This is a genomic window from Microbulbifer epialgicus (assembly GCF_041447265.1).
GTDB classification, from domain to species: Bacteria; Pseudomonadota; Gammaproteobacteria; order Pseudomonadales; family Cellvibrionaceae; genus Microbulbifer; species Microbulbifer epialgicus.
Genome location: NZ_JBGMEK010000004.1, coordinates 19,550 through 44,557 on the forward strand (window position 1 = coordinate 19,550; position 25,008 = coordinate 44,557).

11 protein-coding genes are annotated in these 25,008 nt (G+C 39.0%); all 11 read right to left on the reverse strand.

The features are described from left to right. Window positions 1-37: 37 nt before the first annotated feature. Complete coding sequence (locus ACCI49_RS03180; protein WP_371837529.1) at window positions 38-523, reverse strand: hotdog fold domain-containing protein; 486 nt, start codon at window positions 521-523, stop codon at window positions 38-40. A 581-nt stretch (window positions 524-1,104) separates the two neighbouring features. Next, a complete protein-coding gene (locus ACCI49_RS03185; RefSeq protein ID WP_371837530.1) occupies window positions 1,105-2,211 on the reverse strand; it encodes a patatin-like phospholipase family protein in 1,107 nt (368 codons plus the stop codon). A gap of 161 nt (window positions 2,212-2,372) precedes the next feature. Beyond that, complete coding sequence (locus ACCI49_RS03190) at window positions 2,373-4,505, reverse strand: COG1470 family protein (protein ID WP_371837531.1); 2,133 nt, start codon at window positions 4,503-4,505, stop codon at window positions 2,373-2,375. 244 nt (window positions 4,506-4,749) lie between these two features. Continuing rightward, window positions 4,750-8,364 carry a hypothetical protein gene (locus ACCI49_RS03195; RefSeq protein WP_371837532.1) on the reverse strand — a complete coding sequence of 1,205 codons (3,615 nt, stop codon included), beginning with the start codon at window positions 8,362-8,364 and terminating at the stop codon, window positions 4,750-4,752. A gap of 577 nt (window positions 8,365-8,941) precedes the next feature. After that, window positions 8,942-11,098, reverse strand: coding sequence for an Ig domain-containing protein (locus ACCI49_RS03200; RefSeq protein ID WP_371837533.1), 2,157 nt, complete (start codon window positions 11,096-11,098; stop codon window positions 8,942-8,944). A gap of 117 nt (window positions 11,099-11,215) precedes the next feature. Continuing rightward, window positions 11,216-14,314 (reverse strand): hypothetical protein, encoded by a 3,099-nt coding sequence (locus tag ACCI49_RS03205; RefSeq protein ID WP_371837534.1) that lies wholly within the window; start codon window positions 14,312-14,314, stop codon window positions 11,216-11,218. 169 nt (window positions 14,315-14,483) lie between these two features. After that, window positions 14,484-14,930, reverse strand: a complete 447-nt coding sequence (locus tag ACCI49_RS03210; protein ID WP_371837535.1) for a response regulator — start codon at window positions 14,928-14,930, stop codon at window positions 14,484-14,486. Between the two features lie 40 nt (window positions 14,931-14,970). Next, window positions 14,971-16,077 carry a sensor histidine kinase gene (locus tag ACCI49_RS03215; protein WP_371837536.1) on the reverse strand — a complete coding sequence of 369 codons (1,107 nt, stop codon included), beginning with the start codon at window positions 16,075-16,077 and terminating at the stop codon, window positions 14,971-14,973. Window positions 16,078-16,122: 45 nt separating this feature from the next. Then, complete coding sequence (locus ACCI49_RS03220; RefSeq protein ID WP_371837537.1) at window positions 16,123-16,770, reverse strand: response regulator transcription factor; 648 nt, start codon at window positions 16,768-16,770, stop codon at window positions 16,123-16,125. A 1,418-nt stretch (window positions 16,771-18,188) separates the two neighbouring features. Continuing rightward, window positions 18,189-21,425, reverse strand: a complete 3,237-nt coding sequence (locus ACCI49_RS03225) for a 7TM diverse intracellular signaling domain-containing protein (protein WP_371837538.1) — start codon at window positions 21,423-21,425, stop codon at window positions 18,189-18,191. Beyond that, window positions 21,409-23,613 carry a TonB-dependent receptor gene (locus tag ACCI49_RS03230; protein WP_371837539.1) on the reverse strand — a complete coding sequence of 735 codons (2,205 nt, stop codon included), beginning with the start codon at window positions 23,611-23,613 and terminating at the stop codon, window positions 21,409-21,411. The genes ACCI49_RS03225 and ACCI49_RS03230 overlap by 17 nt, the downstream gene beginning before the upstream one ends. Window positions 23,614-25,008: the final 1,395 nt, after the last annotated feature.

The following is a 25,008-nucleotide window of genomic DNA, read 5'->3' on the forward strand; positions in this document are numbered from 1 at the left end:
GCTTAGGAGTATGTTCCCTAGCCTCGTAAAATAGCAATTACTCAGCACTGGGCCTTTGGGATACACGCATGGTGATATCTGCATGGAAAACTTCTTCCCCATTGCGATCGAAAACGCCCACAGGCATTACCACATCCCCCGCCCTAATTGACTCGAAGTCTGGGTATTCACACGCGGCTCTCAAGTCAGTTTTGGCCATCTTCAGGTACTTAACCTCCATACCCACTGGTATCCAGCGAAAACGGCGATCCAGGGAGACATCGAGGCAAACGCCTCCTGCAAGCTCAGCGGCATTGCACATGGCAATAGCATGCACAATACCTATATGGTTAGTCACACCCCAACGCTTCTTTAGTACGACCTCCACACGCCCGGGGGATACCTCAACAAAGCGCGGCCTAATAGACCTGAAATACGGCGCTTTGAAAGCTACGCCCTTTGAAACCGCCCAACGCCCAAGCGCTGAACTACCAAATTTCTTCCAAAGCTGTAATACCGGGCTCTTTGAAGGTTGATACCTCATTTCGTCTCACTACCTTATTTAATGTCAATGGGTAAACTTCAAGTCACCCGCATCAACGCGCAAGCATACTATATTACGCTTCCATCACAAGTAATCAGAAGAATCAGCTTGATTGACCGAAGGCCATAAGAATTCTATTTTTGAAACTTCTCCTTAAACACGCAAACGAAAAAATGTTAAAGCTCTTAAGCATTCACAGTTTCTAATTGGCAATCCTTAGCTACCCGATTGCATGAGGAGTTTCATGCTTGGTCGCAACAGAAAAAGTTTTGTTGAAGAATCCAACCAGCGATTTCATCCTAACGTACTAAAAAGGGGGAAGGAAAGAATACACTGCGCTCGGGACCGTATAAGGCATGGATGCCGATTACGAGCTTCCATGGATGTATTCACAGCGCATCTCGAGTGCAGTGTATTCTTTCCTTCTGACCCAGTAGTAAATAATAAATCTAAAAATCTCAAAATCTAATTCTAAAAGATGCACCCTAAACATAACCAACCACTATTATTTAAGATTAATAGCTTTCAAAATAATATAAATATAAGATTACAAACAAATAGGTTTTTAAACAAAAAAATATCTAGATTAGCCCACCTCGTAAAGTATCCACTGCACGCGCGACTTCGTAGCCATGCCGGGCAATCCTATCAAAATCCGAACTACCGATTTTCGCTAGGTCTGTCTTATAAGCCGTCACAGTGCGGACGTCCTCCACGGTTTGGCCATCAAAAGGCAATTGCTGATCATTATCTAAAAGCTCACCGGGATGTTGCCCGATCATCAGATAACCGCCCCCTCGATTATGCGTATTTAAATACTCCATAAAGCTCCGTACTCTCAGCGATCGAGCCTGATCCATACAAATATCCAAAATGCGTTTGAGCCTAAAGGGATTTAAAGCAAACATTGAAAAGCCACGAGGCAATGGGCTGCCGGCATCTGAAACCAATACGGATACCCCTTCAAATTTAGGCTGGGCGTTTCCAGGATTAAATAATGGCTCCATCCCCAAATTATCATAGACACCACCATCATAAAGGTGCAGCTTACGATAAGGGAGGCGAACTTCCTCGCCCATATCTTCCAGATCTTCCCATCTTCGCCTTTTTCTCCACGTCAGCCGACGTGTCTCCAATTGTAAAGGGCCAATCCCTCCGGGAAATGCCGCAGAAACAGCCATTGCTTGCGACAGCCTAAAGCTTGCTGCATTACTGTAGCCTATTGAATAGTCTCCACAGGTATCGTATTTGAAGCGAAACCGCCTACCGGTTTCCGCAGTCGTTGCATTAATAGACCAAAGAGGGTAGCCACCTAAGTCACCCATAAAAGCATCTACCCCCCAAATCTTACTGATCGCTTCAGCCAATACATTAGCTCTCGATAGAAGATTGGGCCAGTTGGAAGGCTTCAATACCTCGAATAAAGCGGCCATCTGTAAATTCCGGCTACAAAGCTCAGCTTTTACACTTTCAAATATATGGTTTTTGTAAGACTCGGAATCCGGCCAATGATAATTGTTGAACTTATAAACCATACCCACCAGCAAGCTTCCGCCAGATACGCTGGAAATATGACTCACCTTTTCCAGATAAGAGTGCTCAGCGAGATACAGAAGAACGCCAGCATGAAATACCATTGCCCGAATGCCGCCGCCTGATAGGGCCAAAGCGAGTGTTGTATTGTGCATATCTAGAAAAACTCAAAAAAATTTACTATTTAGATCACCAAAGCGTGATGAGTCAAGTTATTAACTAGGGAGACTAAAAAGTTACCAGGTCAGCTCGCCGGTCTAACCATATTATCCCATATCAAAACAACAACATTTTACTATTTCTGAACTACCATTCGTCAAAGCCCCTCAAATTCGAGTGAAGTCGACTTGTCCTGATCTATACTTTCTCTTTCCAGATCGGAATAATCAAATTCACCTTCTAATCTCTCTGACATCTCCCTTAGCGTATCTATTAAATCTGCGTCCGCAGACTCATCTAATCGGTTCACGCGCTCTTCCAATTTCTTCCTAATGACATCAATATAATCCGCCTTACCCTTATAGTATTCATACTTTCTATTATTAACGTCTTTGGTCCAACTTTTAAGTTCCCTATAGTTATTATTCAACTCAACTAATTTATCAAAATTTCTCTCCAATCTACGCCGACTTTCGAAGGTACTATTCTTTGCCAAGGTGTTCAGCAGTTTATCCATACCGCCTTCAACTTCCTCCACATTTTCAAGAAATTTTTTCTTGATTATCTTATATTTACCAAATATTGTAAAACCCACCATACCCAGAAGAGCGGCGCCAATTAAGGGAAAAAGATACGCTGGTGTAGATGACTGGTTCACTTCAAGAGATTTATGCTGAATAGTAATCCGGCATGTCTGGGTAGCTTGTTGACCAAATGCATCTTCAACTTTAATCGTAACGTCATAGTCACCGGGCGCGCTAATATTAACTGTCAAGTCACCTGTTTCGCAGTCAATATCCAGGCCATAATAGGTATCACCTTGTATACTCCATTGATAACTAGACTCATCACCACCATTGGCTGAAAAGCGATAGGTGTGTTCCGTATTCGTAACCACCTGAATTGGTTCAATTTCTTCAATTGTCAAGTCATTCAATTTCTCGATCGAGAATTTAAACGTTTTTTCGAAACCGATGTTTTCGCTGACACCGCTCCCCCTCACTTTCACCTTGAATGTATGTACTCCCGCAGGACAATCTGCTGGTATATTTCCCGATAACCTACCTGTAGAATGTAATTTGAGCTGTCCTGGAAGTTCATCCTCCGTCGACCAAATATAGGGCTCATTTCCTCCTGCAGCCTCAAACTGAAAACTATACATATTGTTTATGTAAGCAGAGTGCTTATCTAGAACTTCCTGTGTGGTCTTTATATCAAGCTGACCTGTATCAGCTGCGTAAGCAATTGTTCTAATAAGATTCTTTTCAGAAGAAGCATACTTTTTTCCCATTTTTTTAGGCAGTTTCTTTACATATCCCGTATAAAAATAATCTTCATCTCCTGAAGTTATGGCCCCTTTAATATGTTTATATCCCTTGAAATTTCTAGCCAGAGAAAAATGGCCAGAATTTTGCGAAGACTCCCAGGAAAGTACATTATTTCGAAAATATATATTCCCATCGCACCGACATCCATTTATATAAAGCTCAACCTCTGGATTTCCCGTCAATTCACTTGTACAGCCATTGATCAACAATTCCTGACCAATGTAATCCGGCTGCCCTTCTGCAGTATCAACAAGTTGATACAAAGCATTCCAGAACTCGATTTTATCATCGTAGGTTTCACATTTTGCTCCGTCCGGGCTATAGACGTCTTTTTTTCCATCAACAATCAGGATATCTGTATCATTAACTGTAATTCTCCCGCTACATCTCACAGCTATTGACACTCCAGATTCTGATAGAGACAGAATATCCCCAACATCCATCTCATCAATTTTATCTAAAAAAGGAGTGGAAAAGTGCAGTTCTACATGGGCGTCCTTACTTCTAAATCTTAGGGTACGACTTTCAAATGAAAATTCAACAATCTCTTCCGCTCCATTTTTTAAATCAATATTTTCTCCTAGATCATCCGCAGATCTATAATACACTTTTACTTTGTTGTTAGCCCCTTGTACAAGCCACAATATATTATAATTACCATGCTCATCAAACAGCCAGTAGCATCCTCGCCAATAGCCTGGTTCGTTTTCTATAGCATCATCTCGCACTGCCAATATCTCGTCATAGGTAGTCGTATAACCTAAATCCTCACGGAGCATACGGTCAAGATCATCCCTAAACTCTTCTGGATAATTAGAATCACGATATTGTTTAGAAAGATGAAATACATGCGCCGAAAAGAACATCGAAACAACATGATTATTTTGCAAATCACTCCAGAAACGTATTGCTTCATCGCGCATACTATTTGACGCTGCCCCGGCAAATGCTACAGATTCCATTAGCTAGCTCCAATTCAATAAATTGATTACATTTTTGAAAATTTTAGACTTACTTTTTAATAATTAATCTTGCAGTGATATACTGGTCCCAATACGAAAATCTACGCATAATTCAAAACTTCGGATCGATGTATATGCCGATGGTGAAACTATCCTTATGCCGCATTACCCTGTAACTTATCAGTATTTAGAAAATATATATGGATGGATAGCTTCTTAAATAGAATTCGGTATCCATTAAAAACTATTTCTTATCCGTCGTGAAAAATTTGTATTCATTGACGCTTTCAGCATTGCAGCCATGGTCACCGCGGATATACTTCCCTTCTTTTCCTCCGTGCCCCCCTTTTCCCGGTACCCCCCCAGCCACATGAAAAATACCCTGTTTCTCAATTCTGGCGTTGTCGATAAGAGCTACTCCGATCGAGGCACCTCCTGTACCCCCAGCACCCGGGCCCCCATTGCCACCCTCGCCTCCTTTACCTCCTTTGCCGCCCTTCCCTGTGTATAACTCTAAATCCCAGTCTTTGTAACGTGGATGCCAATAAATGGTACCCTTCTGTCCTTCTTTTCCATTCTCGCCTTCCATTCCTTTACCGCCGCTCCCGGCTGCGCCCCCCTGACCTCCAGAGCTTTTAATAATTGCTACATTGTCTGCCGCAATTACTATATTCTTGAGGGCGATTCCTATAGACGCTCCTCCATAATTGCCTCCTGCGCCACCAAAGCCTTCCCCGCCTCCCATTCCACCTTTCCCTCCTTCGCCACCGAACTCTAAAAGAAGTCGTGACCACTCGTTCCAACAGTATGATGCTCCGGCACCACCGCCACCACCACCACCGCCCGGCGTACCGTCTTTCCCATTTTCGCCAGGCTCCCCTTTCCATCTGATCTTTGTAGACGACGTATCTATACTGCCTAATAAGCTTCTGCACCTGGCTTTGCCACTACTTCCGTTACCTCCAGTTGTACCAGGCTTTCCAGTTAATCCTGCAAGGTATTTCTCAGTTTTATGTTCCAAAGTACGAGCGCCGCTTCCTCCTGCACCGCCGCCATGGCCATTGTTACCATTATCCCCCCCTTTTGCGGGGATATATGACTTTTTAACGATTTCTTCCCACTTGCCCCAGTTATCATTTGTGATATCAGAAGAGTTCACTTTTCCTCCCTCCCCCCCACACGTAACATGTCTGGTGCCATTTGCACCGTCAGGTGCCTGATCAGGCGTCACTCCCGGCCGAGCCAGAACCTTGATATCCTGCAGATGCAGGTAGGGCTCGCTATTCTTATCCGCAGAATTAGACATACAAATACCGTAGCTTGTTCGATTTTTTTTAGTCGTAGACTGACCGATCACTACCATATTGGTAATACTCGTATACTCATTAATATTATGGGCCGTAATAGTAGGATTCCATTGCTCATGCTGGTTGATGACTACCGTATATTCTTTATCATAGTCAGCGGGGTCTATATGTTCGGAAAATAGAGTGGGCTTATCGGGTTTGCTCGATTCAAGAGGAAGAGATTTGTATTCTGAAAAATTATTACTAAAACCACCAGTAATATGCACACCGGGAGGAATATGTACGTGCTCTTCATAGAGACCAGTCGCCACCAGGATGGTAGAGGCAGCATTATTCGTTTTATTATAGTATTTAATTGCATGACCAATCTTTTTATACGGTTTGCCACGCGTGCCATTTCCATCCGATTCAGAGTTTCCATCAACATAAATAGGAGGCACAATAAATTTTACATTTTTAAAGCCCCAATATTTTCTGCTATTAAATAACTTTATGCTACTATTAGCAGAATCCGCATCAACACTTACACCATAGCAGCCCTGACCGAAATCATAGACTCTATCTTTTTTCTCTGAAATTTTTAAGTCTTCTTCCTTAGCTTGCTCAATCTTTGATTTCTCTAGAGAAGATATATTTACACCTAAAAATACTATATTACTTAATACAGTTGATGTTTTTGCCTGTGGAATAATCACGGCGTCCCCCTCAGGCTCACCCTGTATTACGGTATGATTCGCATCTGAATAATATCTGGGATCATATTTATGGCTCTTAATTAATTCATAACCTATTCCATAGACTCGATCGAAATCCCTAGAAAAACTACCCCATATATTAACTCCTGGCTTAACAGCGACTGTCTCTTTATAATTACCATAGGACACCAGCACTTCCTTATAGTGCTTTTTTTCAGCCAACAGAATCGCTTCTGAAATTGTGCGAACTGGGTTGCTTATTGTACCTATTTCACCATCAGATTTCTTTTCGAGAGTATTCTTCAATTTATCGCATAGGACATAAATCGCATGCGGTAATAGTCTTACATTTTTAAGCCTAACTGCACCAAACCTATAGTATTGAGGGGATTTTTCAATAACGCCATAAACTCCTTGATCATATTTTTCAGCCTTCGATTGATCAAACCGGCAACCATCCATAATAATATTAGCCAGTGTAAAAGTTTGCCTTACTCTATCAACTTTATCTTTATAGTTTTTAATTACCGTATACTTGTTAACATAATTATTTTTTTTCTCCCTTTCTTTTTTTCCTCTTAGTAGCACCTGAGGAACCTTACGACTAGCAGAAGCAATCTGAGAAGCGCTAAGTGTAGAAAAGGATGAGTACTGCTCATCATAACTCCCCCACAGATTGACACCACCTGCAGTAAAATCTATATCTTCGGAATATTCTCCACGAGTTAACAATATATTCTTGATGCCATATTTATTCGCCAACTCCATTCCACATTTAATCGTTGCTACCGGATCCTTTTGGCAACCGGCAGCATTGTCGTTTCCATATTTTGCAGAAACATGAATACAGCGCGTTATCCAACTGACATTTTGCAATCGCAATCTATTGAGGCTTTCGGGCTTCTTGGGGCTGATTAAAACGCCATATATGCCGTGATCATAATCCGCTACCTTTATTCTCCTATCAACTTTATCCGAAACAATGACAATATTACTAAGTACCGTCAATTGCTCTGTATTGGTTGGCTGGTATGAGGAACACTGAATAACGGTGTGCGTCGTATATTTGTCTAAATTTCTATTTGCATTCGCGATAGTTTCATACGTAAGTTCGACCGATCGTCGTTCTCTTGTTTTCTGCACTTTACAATAGCTACCCCAAAGGTTTATACCCTGAATAAACTCCATCGACTCCTTGTAAATACCTGCCTCTATAAGGATATCGAAAATTCCTTTAGACTGGCCAATTTCTATTGCTTTCCCAATAGATTGAACAGCCGACTCCCAACACTCACCCGAACAAGTATTATCGCCGTTTAGCGATACATGAATGCAATTGGCTATCAGCATGATATTGTGGAAGCTTAGCTTATCAAGCTTAGAGTCTTCAGAAAGTGTATATCCAACACCATATACACCATCCCCAAGCTGATCCAGAGAAAGGGCACTATCATAATTCATCCCCTGAAAGATGATATTATTTAACGACGTTTCTTTATCAACCTGATCCAATTGAAGATCATCAGTTATAATAAGGGTATATCTACGATAATCGCCCAAGTTTCGACTTTTAATTTTCTTTGACCAACCAGGGACAATGTTATAGTTAAAGTGACCTTTAGAATCATCAAAATCATCAAAACTTCCCCATATATTAATGCCTGGAATTATTTTTAAATTTTCTTCGTAATATCTTCCTTTTTCAATAACGACATCTTGAAAATCACGTTCTGCTGCAATCACCATCGCCCTTGAGACGGTCCTCACCGGATATTCTCTCGATCCGTCATTACCCTGGTCATTCCCCCTAGGTGAAACGAAAATACTTTGTTTAAATCTGGTTTTTGATATCGTCATAATCGTTAATTCCAAATTTCTATCTTTAATAAATCACTAACACCTAAAACAATTCAACAGAAAATTAAAACTGAAATAGTCAAAGATTGATAGGCTATATATACTAATCTAAATATAAGATTTCTTTATAATGCTTAGGAGATTTTATGCGTTATTATATTTCTTAAAACTTTTATCAAACTTCTATGGTCAACAGTAGTTCACCCCTTAATTCATTACTGAGCAATAATCCATTGATTAAAACTGCTGGAAAATTTAAAAATCAACCAGCAGATTGAAGTTTACATTTTAAAAATCTTATATCTGTATAATTTAGCCTCTCTCACTTGATTAACTGTATGTTTTATCAAAAAAACTTATAAAATTCTATATATATTCTCATGTTGAGTTACGCCTTCATGCAAGTTGCCCTAGTCTTAATCTATTTAGCTAGTATTAATTTCACAATTTTAATTTAGCTACCTACAATTAAATCCGATTGATTTTGGATAAAAATTGAACCCAATGTGCATGATTTGGAACAAATTAAAACCGTTACTTCTTTTATATGGGTGCTTTCTAGTTACAAAATAGTCTCTTACTCGCTTACTGATTCGCTTACTGATTCGCTTACTGATTCGCTTACTGATTCGCTTACTGATTCGCTCGCGGATTCTATATCATCTAAATTTTCTTGGTCATTCAAGTAACTTTCTTTAAATCTTTTTAATTCCTTCTTTGCATTATTTAATTTATCAACAGCGTCTGTAGCGTCTTTTTCTTCCGCCTGAGTTATCCGTTCTTTCAGATCAGCCTTACGATTTTTATACCATTTTATAAATCTATTCTTCTCTGCATTGTGCATTTTCGAAACCTCATCATATGCATGATGATTATGCTTCACAAACTTCCTCGCATGATCTATGGTAAGAAATGCACCCTCTAACACATCTATATAAGTGCCATCCATACCCTCTTCAGTAAAAAAATCATCTTGTAAATTTGTCATTCGTCTTGTTGATTCAAATTTATATAGGTTGTACTTACCATTATCTATATTGTTCTGTTTTCTATATTGGTATATAGTAAATCCAAGTCCCGCTGCGGTAAGAATTGTAGCTAAAACACTCCCTGAAATTATACCTATTATTTCCGGTATCGTAAGCGTAATTGTTGTGATTTTTAAATCAAATATATTATTCACGTTTCTAGGGCCATTTTTAACAGCAACATCAACCTGATATTGCCCTGGATCCCCTAAAATGGTACCGGTGATTCTCCCCTCTTCATCATTCAAGGTAAGACCGTGAATGACGTTAGTTGTCAACTCATTATTATCTATTAATGTTCCACTGTTTTCTTTCCAACTCCATTTAATTTCCTGATCATTGTCGGCGCCTAATAGTTGAAACTGATAATTGACGTTCTCCTGGATTTCAAAAATTAGTTCTTGATCCTTAATGCTGAGTTTTTCTCTTACTTTAATTACAAATTTTTTCTCTACTATAAAATTACTATCATCAATATCATTCTTCCGTTTTATGCCAAATTTAACACTATAATCTCCTGCGCCAGCGGATTCGACTATACCTCCAGATATTAACCCATCAGACATGAGGTAAAGTCCTTCGGGTAACTCTCCTTCGACTCTTGACCAACTGTATTCATCAGCCCCTGCATTAGACTTCAGCTGGAATGAGCTAAATCTACCTCCGATAGAAAATTCATGATTGTTAAAATCTTCTTGAGTTGTATTAATTGTCAGCGACTCAGATGCTAATTCAAAAAATTTGTTGACTGGACTGTTTTTCTTGTCAAATTGATAACTAAAGCTCTCTGTTTGAGAGCCATAAATATAACGTTCTACGTTACCATTCTTCCAGTAACCGGATATTTTTATAAGGTTATCATGTGTTTTTTTAAACTTAAGAAATATATCATTGCTGTCATATTTAAACAATACGATATTATTATAGTATACTGCACCGTCTATTACCCGACCATTAACTGCAATATGTATTTCGTTATCTCCACTAATTTCACAGCCAACAAAAGTAAGCTCTATTACTTCATCAGTTTTTTTGTCAGTAAATTTTAAATCATAGATTCCGGACCAAAATTCCGGAGAGTCCGATCTAAACTCATTCAGTGCGCCTTCTCGGCTATAAGTATCCTTTTTACCAAAAACATTTAATTCTCTATCGTTCTCGATTTTTATGTTGCCGTTACACTTGGGTAACCGGCATTTTTTCTCATTAAGCATTTCCCAAAATGCATCAATATCCAATTGTTCTATCACATTTCTCCCCGGCAGTTCAAATACCAGATTTCCAGAAATTTTTTCACCGTTAAACCTTAATATATTATTCTCAAATACCCAGTTGGATTTTGGTATGACTTCATTGCAAAAGAGTGTTATATTTCCGCGCTTGTCTTTAGCAATGTTTAAAAGGTATCGCTCATCCCCGCTACCGTGTAACCAATAACGTCCTCGCCAAAAACTGATATCATTTTCGACAGTTTCAGTAAATGTCTCACTAATTGCATCCAGGGTGGTGTTATATTTTAGCGTATCTTTAATAACAGACTGAAGCTGATCTTCATACCGCTCATCGGATGGTCCGAACTCTTTTAGCAGCTCCATACTATAGACATGGTAATATAGAGTTATGTATGGATTATTCTGTAGATCCCCCCAAAATCTTTTAGCTTCGTCTCGGAATTTATTGTTAAAATCTAATGTTGGTATGTTCATCATTATTTCCTCATTTTAGGTTTGATTGTTATCGGAAGTAGGTATTAAAACTTAGGTAAACTATCAATATAGTATGGCCGCTTCAATGTATTTATGGGCAACCAATTATTGAATAAATTATCCATTCATTAACATGGCAAATCCTCTAAAATTTATCTTTAAATCGGTGACTTCGGAAAGATCTAATAGAAAGTTTTCCGCATCTGGATCTTCGCCGCTCTCAACCTCTATAGTCCAGTTTGCATAGAGGCCAACAGGATCGTGCGCTGCACCATCAAGCTGCCCCATCTGACCTCTACCTAGGTCGTCATCAGTATTTCCTTCTCTTTTTACATCTTGAGGGTGATCCAACTGTGCCTCCACAGGTGGATGCTTAAATGTATAATCATTGCTGGTAAATAACTTAGGTACAGATTCAAAAGTACTATGACCATTATGTTTAATCTTTATATTGATAAAACCGCCATCTGCAGAGTGACAACTAGCACCAATTATCCTAGGGATAATATGTGAAATTCGGATGTTATATTTGTTTTTTGTATTTTTAACCACCACTTCATTCTCGGCCGCCTGTCTATTTTCAGATATTGTCTTAAATGTAATCTTTCCCGTTTCCTTAAATTCCTTCAGTAATTCTGGATGCTGGTATTCATTAATACTAATGTGTATTAAACTTCTCTCATTTTGGCGGCATATCGGGTGGAAATCTCTACTCTCCTTGGCATCCGATGAAAAATTCTTTTCTATTATTCTTTCATAGATATCGACCAGTTCGGTAAAACTCTTCTGAGTTTCAGTGCCTCCATACAGAAAGTTATCATTCTCAGCATCAATCAGTGCTTCCCCCAAAAAATTATTAAAGGTAAGGTAATAGTACTTTCTATTTATACGATACAAATCTCTTAGGCAGCGTTGCACCATGCTTTGATATATAAAGGTGTATTCTGTAACAACACTATTCTCATATGGTGTAACTTGATCGGGTTTAGCTTCTAATTTTTCCAATATTTCTTCTGCATCATCCCTCTCCTTAAAAAGATCGTTAAAATTAGCGAGATAAGCATTATAGGTAACAATCTCCCGGCTATGAGATTTACATTTATCGACGACGACGGAGAGTGCTTTTTTTGCTTGTGTCACAATGTGTTCATTATCCGAAAGACTGCCCTTAATATTTTCTATCTCTTGATCTATGGCCGTTACATCAGTCAGTATTGCGGTTATATTTCCCCGGTCATAGCTACCATCATAATTTGTAACATCACTGATAGCATTTTTCAGTATGTCAATACTATACTGCTTCACCGTACCAATAACATAGTTTTTAGGTATATCTCGACCTGATTTATCCTTAATTGTACTAACACCGGTATTAATAATATTGGCAGCCTGAATACCAAACATTGCGGCTCCTGCCCCACCAGTGATACCGGTAAAGGCGAGCATTTCTAGACCTTTGCATAGTTTATCTAGAGAAAAATTAAATGAAGCTTCAATAGCTTTTCCAATTTCCATTTCTACATCTTTAAGAATGTTAATGGCCGCCTGTAATTCTTTAAATGTTTTCTCTACTAAAACTTCTTGATCATCAAGTTTTTTGAAATAGTCATCAATAATTTCACTATAAGCATTTACCTTATTTTTAAAAACCTCTTCATCTCTATCTTTTTCATATTGTACCTCCTTATTTTTTTTATATTCAGTAACCAGTCCAAGATAGCGGCGCTCCATATCTTGTCGATGTCTTTCATTTTTTTCAAAATTATTTCTTAATAATTCTAGCCTTATACGTGATACTTCATTCGACTTATCGCCATAAAGCGAGATATTCTTTTTATGATTAATATTTAACGAACTGGCTTCATGTAATAAATGGTTATATGCTTCTTTAACTCCTGATTCGCCTCCAGTAAATCTACCGAGAACTTCACTAAACCAGTTAAGGTGTTCACCTACATCTACCCACAATTTATTTTTAGCTATTTTTGAACTTTCCATGTTCAGCAATAAAGGATCACATAAAGCATACCGATATTTTATTTTTTGTAGTACTTTTTGCATAAAAAGTACATCTGCCATTTCCCCAAACTGACTTCTATCCGAATTAGCTCGTAGAGTAAGGCTTCCATCTTTTCCATTCTCTCCAGGATAGGCATGCTCCCCCTTCGGACCAATAGGGCCATTTTTCGCTCGATTACCACTTTTAGGATCAAACAAAACGGTCATGCCATTCCTACCGGTATGATATAAACCGCCTTGGCCACCGTTACCTCCTTTACCTGGGGTTCCAATTTCACCAGGAGAACCGCCCGCGACATTGACAATAAGATTGTTTCGGTTTTCAATCGTGTTCCACATAATCTTTACATTGCCACCATTGCCGCCTGTCCCCCCAGTACCACCACAACCACCGGCACCACCAGGATATCCACGAGTAGGTGCCTTAGTTTGTACTACCGAATACCGACGTATTCCATATTTAATATTGATAACTTTTTCATGTACTTTACATTCCTCTTTATCACCATAGTCTCCGGTAGCACCATCTTGTCCATCGAATCCTGGATACCCTATGCTCCCCTCCGCTTTGACAAGCAACGTGCTTTCTAAATCTATTTTATCGCTATAGATAGCAATATCTCCTGCATTCTCTCCTCGACCACTAAAAGTTTTACCTTTTTTCGTGTTAAAACTATACTTTTTCTTTAAATTACTATCCCTGATAATGTCATCGCCATTTTTTCCATTACTTCCATCTATTATTGCTTTACCATCTTTAACTTTATTTTCTAATAAAACATTAAAGCTTTTCTTTAGCTTTTTAACTTCCTGAATGTCGCCTTCTATATCTGGTGTAATATCAATTACTGCTTTGCTATCTTTGGGTACAATTATATTTTTACAAAAGATTTTTATTTTTTTTGCGGAAGATAACTTTATATTTCCCAGTATCTCGAGATTTAACGCATATATCGTAAGGTTGTTAATTGTTTCAGGAATAGAATATACATATTCTTCATTGAGCTTTGATTCATCCCCTCCTGCAATCGTAAAACAGTTCAGCGTACTATAAATGATCATCTCATTTATAATTTCATTATATTCGATATACAAATCTGGATTTGAGGCATCATTTGATAATGCTATTAGATCATTCATTGAAGTATTGGTGTCAGCTAAAACGCCAGAGATTTCTGCAACAGGAGTATCATTCATTATGTTATACTTTTCTTTATAAAATTGATATTTGTGTTTTATGCTTTCAAATGGACAGAAAGTATTTAGACATTAGTAACCTTTCCTGAAACTATAGCCAATAACTAATATTACTAGATCTTATTGTAATGCTGGTTTACGTAATTAATACCCCACATTTAGGGGGTATTCAGGTAGGATAGAAAATAGGGAGGTTATTATTGTTAAACCAGCGTACTAGCTTTCGACAGACTGCCGGTGATAACGGAGGCTTGCCTTTATTGATATCCTTAAAATGTTTTAAGAGATTATCGCGGCTTTCATCCTTTAGAATATAGCCCTTGGCTCCAGCCTCCAGGGCACCAATGATACTACGCTCATCATCCAGTACGGATGTTACTATGCAGTAAGTTTCAGAGTAAGTTTCTGTTATATATTTTACGAACTCAAGTCCAGATCCATCTGGCAGGTTGATATCAACTACAGCAATATCTGGACCCTTGGCTTTGACTTGTTTTTTGGCCTGAGAAATTGTAACTGCCTGTAATAAATTTATTTCATTAAATGCAGTTTTCATTATATCAAATAATAGTTTTCGTGTTGGACTGTGATCTTCTAAAATTAATCCTGCCCTCATTTTTTGTCCTTGTATATTTTTTAATTTAATGTTATATTGGCTAGGTCGCAATATTCAATGGAAGGGTTAAACTAAAACAGGTTCCTTTTTGCCAAAATTTAGATTTGTGCCAAGATAATTGAGCGTTAATTTCAGCTGATCTCTTGCGAATATTGACGAGTCCCTTACCAGGTATCCATTGATCCAGCTCGTTTTGTTTGCCATTGTCTGACATATTAATATTTAACATGTCATTTTTTATAAAATACTCAATGCGTGCGTGAGAAGCAGATGCATGCCGGATTATATTTGAGGTGGCCTCGGAGAGAATTCTCTTTAAATTAATATTTTCTCTGTTACTTAACTCTATGTGCGCTGGTATCTTTTGGCCATGGATTTCTACAATAATATTGGCACTTCGTAGCCTGATTGTCAGCTCTTCCACACAGTCACTAAGCATGTCGCTGAGATGCGCAATATGCCCACAGTCTATACTATAGATAACTTCCCTCAGGGATTTTAAAGCTATCTGAGCATTTTCAATACTATTAGTAAGGCTTTGACTATGCACTATCGTTAATAATCGAGCGGCCACATCATCATGTAAGTCACGCATAATTCGTTCTCTTTCATGACATATGCGAAGACTCGATTCATTTTTTAACGCGACTATATTTTTCAGTAATTTCAGTAGCAGCTTTATCATGGTAACATCAACGTTACTAAAGGTGCGCCTGTCTGAATCAGGGTATTTTAGCTTTAGTACATAGTGATCTTTCAAGGCGGGAACAACCAGGGTTGAATCACGCTGGTTTAAGCCTACTTCAGACGTAAAATCTTCTACTGTTTCAATCGAAACGGGACTGTAAATAGCTTGTAAAAACAATTTCCACTTTTTCGTACAATCATCACTCGTTTTGCATTCCGTGAGTTTTTGCACAAAATCTGGAAGATATTTTGCAACGTGTGTCACAATAGCTTCGTTAATATTTTTATTTGTTGAATAGTAATAGTGGTAATAGACAGCGTTTAGTAGTAGCAGCCCGATCAATACAGGCAATAAAAAATGAAATAGAGAAGTATCAAGATTACAATCAGCAGCAATCAATATGCCAAAGAAAATCAGGGCATTTAACAACAAAGAAATTACATTTTTATAAGAAGCCATAATAATTTTAGTGTTAAATTAATTTATATCACAATATGCAGTTATTTATTGAACCAGGCCTGTTTTTATGGCTTTTCTTGTGGCCTCGGCGCTGGAGGATACATCCAGTTTTCGGTAAATGGACTTTAAATAGTCCGCTGCAGTATGAACTGATACATTGATATTCGTTGCAATTTTTTTCCTGCTACACCCTTCAGACAGCAATTGCAATACATCCCGCTCCCGTCGTGTAAGCATACATATCTCGGTATTTTCGTGATCTTTTATCTCACTTCGCGATTTAAAATATTTTATTATTATCCTAGCTACAGTCGGGGACAGAGGCGGAACTCCACGCGGGATACCTTGAACATGCTCAACTAAATGTTGAAAAGACTCATTCAGCAATATATAGCCATAAGCCCCGGCAGATAGAGCCGAGAAGATATTGTTATGATCACTAAATAGAGTTGTTACTATACAATGTGTTTGTGGATAATTGGATTTTATCTCCCCAATTAACTTAAATCCCGAACCATCTGGAAAGTTAAGGTTAAGTAACACCAAACTAAAGTATTGATTAGAGATATTTTTAACCCCGTCCAACAATGTCTTTGCTTGTATAAGCTCAACATTCTCTAATGCAGCTTTCAATATCTCAGATATATGACTAAGGTTTGAATCACAGCTATCCATTATTAGTATACGCTGCATGGGATATCTCCTAAACATAAATCTCACACATATTATTATGTTTCGTGTGTTTACAATGCTCTAATAAGCTAAATTGGATGTGTGTTCTATTATCATGTTGTATAGTAAAGAACACATCTCTATCAAGATATACTATAAACATATCTCTTTAATCCCGTAGTTAGTATCTACACCTCTTAAAATCCCATGGATAAACGGAATTCTTGCTGTCCGTTTTTACTTGTATCTTTTATACTTACCATTTATTGGATATTGTTCCATTCAACCACTTGCTAAATGGGCTCATATCATTACTTACTACTGGATCAGAGGGAAATAATACAGTGCACTAAAGGCGCGCAGTGAATACATCCTTGTAAGCTCATAATCAGCAACCATGCCACATACGGTCCCGAGCGCTGTGTATTCTTTCCTTCCCTCTTTTTATTAAATATCGTGTCACGGTTATGCAAGTAATACATTTGTTAACGGCTTTAATATTCTAGCCGCTGACTTAAACAACCGTACCAATTCATTAGGGCACGATTAAATCGAGCATATCTCACCATTTAAATGTCATTCTCGGTTCCTAAAACTTGGGGTTTAAGTCTCAGGGTTATTAAAGACTGTTTGACTTTCCTCTCTCTCACTGTTCCTCTATTTGAGGTGGAACTGGTTGCTATATAGTCACTTAGATCTGAGTAATGATTACGACATTAAGTTGTACCGTTTGGTCTATCTTTCAATCAAATCGCCTGTTCTATCGATGTGATGTGGATTATAGAAACCAAAAATCGGTGTAAAAAGCACTATTCTTAGATTTGATGCGTGAGTGACAATATTTGATTGTTCAGTGCCAGTGCTACAATGGGATCAGGGCGTGGCCGAGTAAGATCAACCTATTTTACATGTCTGATCAGATGCAAGCCGGCTTAGCTGCCATCAGTTATCAAGAATGTTCGACTAACACCCACGGAAGACTCTGTTGTGAATGGTTATCTGTTAATCGAAAATCACTATACTCTAGCAGCTTGCCATGCTTACTTTTTAATCAGTTTGAAAGGGATATCTAGGTAGGGAATTGATTCTGATAAATATTTACTACTGGGTCAGAAGGAAAGAATACACTGCACTCGTGACACGCTGTGAACACATCCTTGTAAGCTCGTAATCGGCATCCATGCCTCATAGCACAGTGTATTCTTTCCCTCCCCCTTTTTAGTATAGAAAGTGAGATTAAATATATAACACACCATACGCTGATACGGATTTAATTTGGCCTATAAAGTGATCACTCCCATTACCAATCATTCATACTTTATACGCCCCTCTAATTAATTAGGCTAGCTTATGTATGGACACTCCCATTTAGATTTAGACACTCGCCGACCTTATTTAACCTTAAAGTGAAATTAACACACAGAAAGATTTCATAAGGCCTAAATCATTTCTTCGGTCTTATTCACTACTTGTACATTCACTAATGGCAGTTCATTAAACGTTTTCTTATAGATGCGTGAAAAGTAGCCAGCATGGCTAAAGCCAACTGAATAGGCCAGCTCTGAGATAGTTCTGATATTACCCTCTAAGGAAAGCTGACGTGCTTTCTCCAGACGACATTGACGGATAAAACCTGATGGCGTGAAGCCAGAGGCTTGGGCCAATCGGCGACGCAATGTTGCAGTGCTGATAAACATCGCTTTACTTAATTGCTCAACACCAAAATTTTCATCCCCAATATTAGCCTCAACTATTGCACGCATCTTTTGAATCACCCCAACTTCTGAGGTTGATTCATCTGCCTTTTCGGTCCCAATGTCATAAAAGTCGGTGGAGGGGTTTGTATGGCGTGTATTTTCACTTTCGCCATAGAAAGCCCGCATTTGTTGTCTCTTTTGTAGCAGGTTTTGAAGTCGTAGTTTTAACTCCTGCGCGTCAAAAGGTTTAGCTAAGTAGTCATCAGCCGCAGCCTTTAGCCCTATTAACTTGTCTTCCTGACTCGCCTTGGCAGTGAGCATAATTATCGGGGTTGCGATAAACTTGTCATTAGCTTTAATCGAACGAATAAACGCTAAGCCATCTCGCTCAGGCATCATAAGATCAGTGACGACAATGGAAGGGCAATGTTGCTCCATCATTATTTCTGCATCGAAGCCATCACACGCCTCTATAACTTCATATTCATCTTGCAATAGGCTCCTGAGGTAATCGCGCATATCACGGTTGTCATCGACAATAAGAACTTTGTTGTCCTTATGATCGTTCAAAATGAGTTGATCATTTACAGGTGCCCAATTGGAAAGGTCATGATCTTTAGCTTCGTCCTCTGTAGCAACGATTTCAGAAGTATGTAAATGAGTGCGGCCTAGGGGAAGTAATATCGTAAACTTGGTTCCCTGCCCTTGAGTGCTATTCACATCAATTTGACCGATATGCAAATCAATCAATTCCTTAACCAACGCCAGGCCGATACCAGACCCCGGATAGACTTTTTTACTGAAAGATGGATCGGATGACTGAAAATAGCGATCAAAGATATGGGGTAAATCTCGCGATGGAATTCCTCGCCCGGTATCTTCTATGACAATCTGAGCATAACGATCTGTCGGATAATCCTCTTCTGATGGATCGATCCAAGCAGATCCAGAAGGAAACCGAGATAGCTCAACACGAACTTCGCCCTTTTCTGGAGTGAATTTTATCGCATTACTCAATAAATTATTAATGATCATCTGGAGCTTGTCATAATCGAAGTAGACTTCCAGATTATCCTCTAAACTGGTAAAGCTTAGGGTTATATGTTCTCTCTGTGCCAGACTTAAAAACTGAGATGTCTGAAAACGCAGTTCTTCAACTAAATCATATTTACTGGTCTGAAGTCGAACACTGCTATTATCAAATTGGCTCAGCATCAAAATCTGATCAATCAACCGTTGCAGTTGTTGAGAATTGCGGATAGCACCGGCAACGACCGCTTTTTCCTTAAAACCCTCCTTTTCCAACAGTCCTTTTAAAGGACCTTGAATCAGAGTCAGCGGCGTTCTGAATTCATGACTGATATTGGCGAAGAAGTTGGATTTTATATTATCCAGTTCCACTAGCTGTTTTGCCTGACGCTCTAAACTGGAATTCATCGCACGAATTTCAGTCGTATTTTCTTCAATTTCTTTTTCCAGCTGCGTATTATAATTACTCTTCAATCGATTGCTAATTTCGGCCTGCCGTATAGCTTCTTTTTGCGCCAGTTCCTTATCATGAAAAATCATACGGCCCACACCGAATGCCAGCAAAATCATAGAACAACAAAGTCCAGCTTCTGGTCGAAAGGGCACAATATAAAAAGACGTTATGTCCATATTATAAAGCGTTCGATCAGCCACTGTTATAATGAGTGGAACTTGCGCAGTTAGGTAATACCTCGCTTCCAATGCGCCCTTAAATAGCGTATAAAAACCCGCGCTCAAAGCGTAAATTATACCAAATATCGCATATATGGAGCTTACGACAATTAATTGTTTATGGTCTGTAATTGCAGTCAATATCACCCATACAGAAAATACTATCGCAGCCAACCATCCAATTTTATCAAGCCATGGATATTTGTATAAATTAAGAAAGGTGCGCAAAAAAAGCATGCCGAGGAAATTAGTAATATAATAGAGAAACATCTCCAACCAATATAGCAGGGAGGGATGGTTAGGCAATATATACTCTGAAATCCTCCCATCAAAAGATGCCATTAAAAAAAACAAGCTGGAGCTAAATAATATATAGAGCAATACTGACTTTTGAGGAATGGCAATAAATAAAATCGTATTATAGAGAGCTAAAGCTAGAAATATACCGAAGAATATTCCCCACATACCATCGAACTCAGCTTTAAAATCCAGATAGCTATGCAAGTCCCATAAAGTAGTAAAAAAAAATGAACGCTCGAGAAACAACCTGACAAAATAGTATGAGGTTTCACCTGGTCTCACAACCAATTTAAAACTATAAGCTGGATCTCTCAGGTCTCTTGTATCGTAGGGTTTTCTATGACCCGTATAGAAGGCTGGCTGGTTGTCCTGAAGGGGATGAAAGTCAACCTCTGATATCATTGCTGGACCAAAGGTCACTATGAATTCCTGAATCACTTCAGTTTCATTAGTGAGGCAAAATTTTACCCAGTGATCACTATCAATCTGATCAAACCGATGATGGAACTCTTGAGAGTTAACGCGTTTAAAGGGTAGCGTTCTATCATTCCATGGGGCCTTAAGACTGCGGCTCGCATCCTCATGATGGTATAGATATGGGTGCAGGTTTAATGGCTGATCCAGGCTCGATATTTTGACACACTCCATATCATATTTCAGCCCAACTTCATCAATCTTTTGGGCAGCACTCGCATGAGCATATTCAGTATAACTGTTGGTCAACAAAAATAGAGACAGTAAAAAATATTTTAGTCTATACGAAGATCTCTTTGGATACTTAGCTCTATAAGAAAACTGATCCTTCCTTCCCGTCGATTTTTTTGTAAACCTTTGCGATTTAGATTGATCAGAGTCTAATAAACGTCTTCCCTTGAGCTGTACTACTAGCACTTCAAATAATATTATCGGGTTAATACCGATAATATTACCCCTTGTGAAGCCTATAGTGCGCATTTTTGCTTTACCAGCGATATTCACTATTTATGCTCACTACCCTGGGTTCTCCGACTCTAGTGGCATAAAAGGCATCTCCCCAAACATTGGGACGCGATATATACTCTCGATCAAATAGATTTTGTATCGATAAATTAATAGCCCAGTTCGGCTTATCAACACCAAAAACAAGTCCTACAATTGCACGGCTATCCGAACGTAATTCATTCGCCACGCCAGCATAACCATAGCTGCGATAGCTTATATCAGTTTCAATGATAAAGCCGTTAGAACTTCGATACTCCAAACCTAAAGCAGTACTGAGGCGAGGCGCTTCCGGAAACTCATTGCCCTGGTAATCTGTACCCATGGAATCCTTAAAACGCTCAAACCCCGTTTTAACATAGCCAATACTTCCCCAGGCAGAAAATTCTGGCCATGATTTTGGCCTAAACTGAAATTCCAGTTCCCCCCCTTTCAAGTGAGAGCGACCGGCGTTTTCAACCTGACTATCATATTCGTTATCTGAGAGCCGTGTTAACACCTGCTGGTCACGCCATCGTACATAAAATAGATTAGCATTTAATCCAATGCTCTGATCCCGCCATTGTGCGCGATAGAATAGTTCAAAATTATCAGTAAATTCGGGCTCATACTGACTTATGCTACCGCGTACAATGTTAACGGAAACTCCGCTGCGCCGATATCCTTTGGTATAACTTAATCCAGTACTCCATTCATTATCGTGATAAATCAGAGCCAATTTCGGCAACCAAACATTATCTTGCTCATTGCCGAGAAGATCGGTTGATGCCTGCCTGGAGAAGTTTAAAGATGCCTCGTTAAAGCTCTGATAAGGTAACCCCAATGCGCTCAAAATAAATGGTTTCGTCAATGAATTAATCGTAACTACTCTATTTTGAAATTCTATGGTTTTGCCATCTACAAGCGCATCAACATCTGTCAGTATATTAAACTGATTGTCAATATGTCGTTTTGACTGATGATAATCCCATCGCAACCCTGTCTGAATCGACCAGTTATCAGATAACGCATAGTCGATATGTCCAAACCATGCAGCCGCCTCTGTTTCACGTTTAAGTGCTAAATTCAAATCTATTGTTAGATAGGGGATTAGTGATGCTAAATCCCCCAAACCCACCTGCGATGCCAGGAAAGGTTGCTCGGAAATCTTTTGTTGATCCACATCTGCACGGCTAAAATAGATCCCGGTAATCGCCTGGAAAGAGTCATCCTGGTATTGAAAATGAACTTCCTGATTTACACTTTGCTCAAATTCTGGCCAATTTGCCGCACCTTGGGGTGTAGGGCCAAAGTCCGCATCAAACTTATATACCTTATCGAGGTCAGAGTAGCCTGTGATACTTCTGGCTATCCAGCCACCATTTAATTCTAGATCGATTTTTGCACTGATACCGGTACGTTTATAATCCCTGAATGCACGAAAATTATCATCTGCCTGGCGCAAAAACGGATCTGCGCTACGCACACGGTCATCTCCATATTCCTGCTGTGAGTGCATTAAGCTCAGTAGTGCGGAGAGCCTGGGCCAGTCTTTGGGTTTATAGCTTAATTTCGTGCGAATCAGTTTTGACTCGCGACGATCCCAGTCCTCTTCATTTCGGGTGGTATTTTTTAGAAAACCATCCGTGTAACGTTCTTCCATTGCAATACGCAATGCTAATTCGTCTTCCAAAAGAGGTGTGTTTTGCATTACCGCTAACTGATGGGTGTTGTACCCCCCTACTTTTACACGAGCTGCGCCCTCGGCCTGATTGGTTGGATCTTTTGAATGTAATATCAAGGCCCCTGCAAGGGTATTGCGTCCCTGAATTGTCGACCGTGGTCCACGCCAGAGTTCAATCTGCTCTATATCCCATACGGACAGGCCATCACTGTTAATTCCATATACTACGGGTATGTCATCGACAACCACCGTTGAGAGGGCACTTCCATCGTCCGTGGTCACCCCGCCACTTTTTATACCCCGAATAGAGAAACCCTCTCCATCTGGAGAGGCACTGACATTAGCTGAAAATCGCAATAAATCCAGAGCCGTTTGGTCCGATCTATTAGCCATTACATCCTTATTTAACACCTGTACACTGGATGTCGTGTCAAGAAAACTGCGCTGAATCTTATCCCCATAAACTACAATGGTTTCGTATTTTTGATCTTGATTGGACAGTTCCTGCGCCGCAGCATCTATCATAAATATACAACTTAAGCACAGTATCTTAAACATAGAGGACGAGTTTAAAGTTAATATGTCATTCATTGTGGTGGTAGAGAATGTGATTAGACCACAATTCTAATTTATTTTATTGTTAAAATTGCTTTTATAAATGAATAGAAAATACTAACCAGAAATTACTGATCAATCAATGGATAATTTTTCATGAGTTTAATTCAAAGATGACTGATCAGATGACCAGTTAACTGTTACAAATACACGTCGAGCGCCAGCGACGTAGAAAAATAACAAATGCACCCATTTGAAAAGATAATATTGTGACACTGGTGTTCGCTAACGCTTAATAGAGTGTCTATCGATCAATATAACGGAATAAAAATCCGCTTTAAACCTCTACTTTATTGAATCTAATGATAAATAGAAAAAACTTCTGTAATTACTACAGCTGTCTCACCTTATCGTTCTTTTATATGCCTTCTAAGCATATTGTCAGATCGATAGGCGATTCCTGCGGAGCGGCGATGACTTAATTTCTCACCCAAAGATCTGCTGGTGATTACTGCCGGTTTCATATGCTGCCTCCCCATCACAGCTCCAGTGACTTTTCAACCCTCATTTGAAAGTATCTAATAGACTTCTATTATCAGGATGTCGCAGATATTACCCGCACATCAAGAAAAGTCACTTATTCTCTTTTGATAGAAGGGTTTGTATAAAACTTGGCTGTCTACTGGCCGATTATGGTGCATTTTTAGTACTCCTATTGCATTTGTGTTTAATTAGGCAGTTAGGTTCAGTTATGAAACAAAGCTCATTTAGTCAGATACGCTATTGTAGCTAAATGTGTTCAATCATAATGTTAAATCTAATATTTTTCGTAGGTTAAAAATACGCGGTCAAATGTCCCTTATTAGTCTAAGGGTTAATTCGAGTAAATTATTCGCACCAATTTTGAAATTGATCAGAAAGGCCATGCCGCTCACTTTCAGCCTTGACTAGATTTGAAATATTCCGAGCACACTTAAAACGGATATTATATTGTCCGTCCAAAGCTTGGGCTTTTCCTTGCATCACCCTTCTCAATCAATGTAACCGTAATCTTTATTCCAGGGCCAATTCCTCGAGCTGAGGCGAACCGCTATAAGTCAACTACCTTTTAAGTCAATAAGCAAAGTGGAGCTAATCACCGAGCCTTTAGTGCCAGAAGGAATACAACGCGTCCTTCGCCGCTGCTAAAATAACTGATTTTTGTGGCCATGGCAGAACCACTTTGCATTTAGTAAGCAGTTTTTGGAATTTACCAAAAGCAAATCGATAAAACCGTTCTTAAAATGGAATGCTGTAAAATGATATGGAGGTCTTGATAACGAATCGCGCACAAAAACAAGAACCTAAATTACGGAGTTGATACTC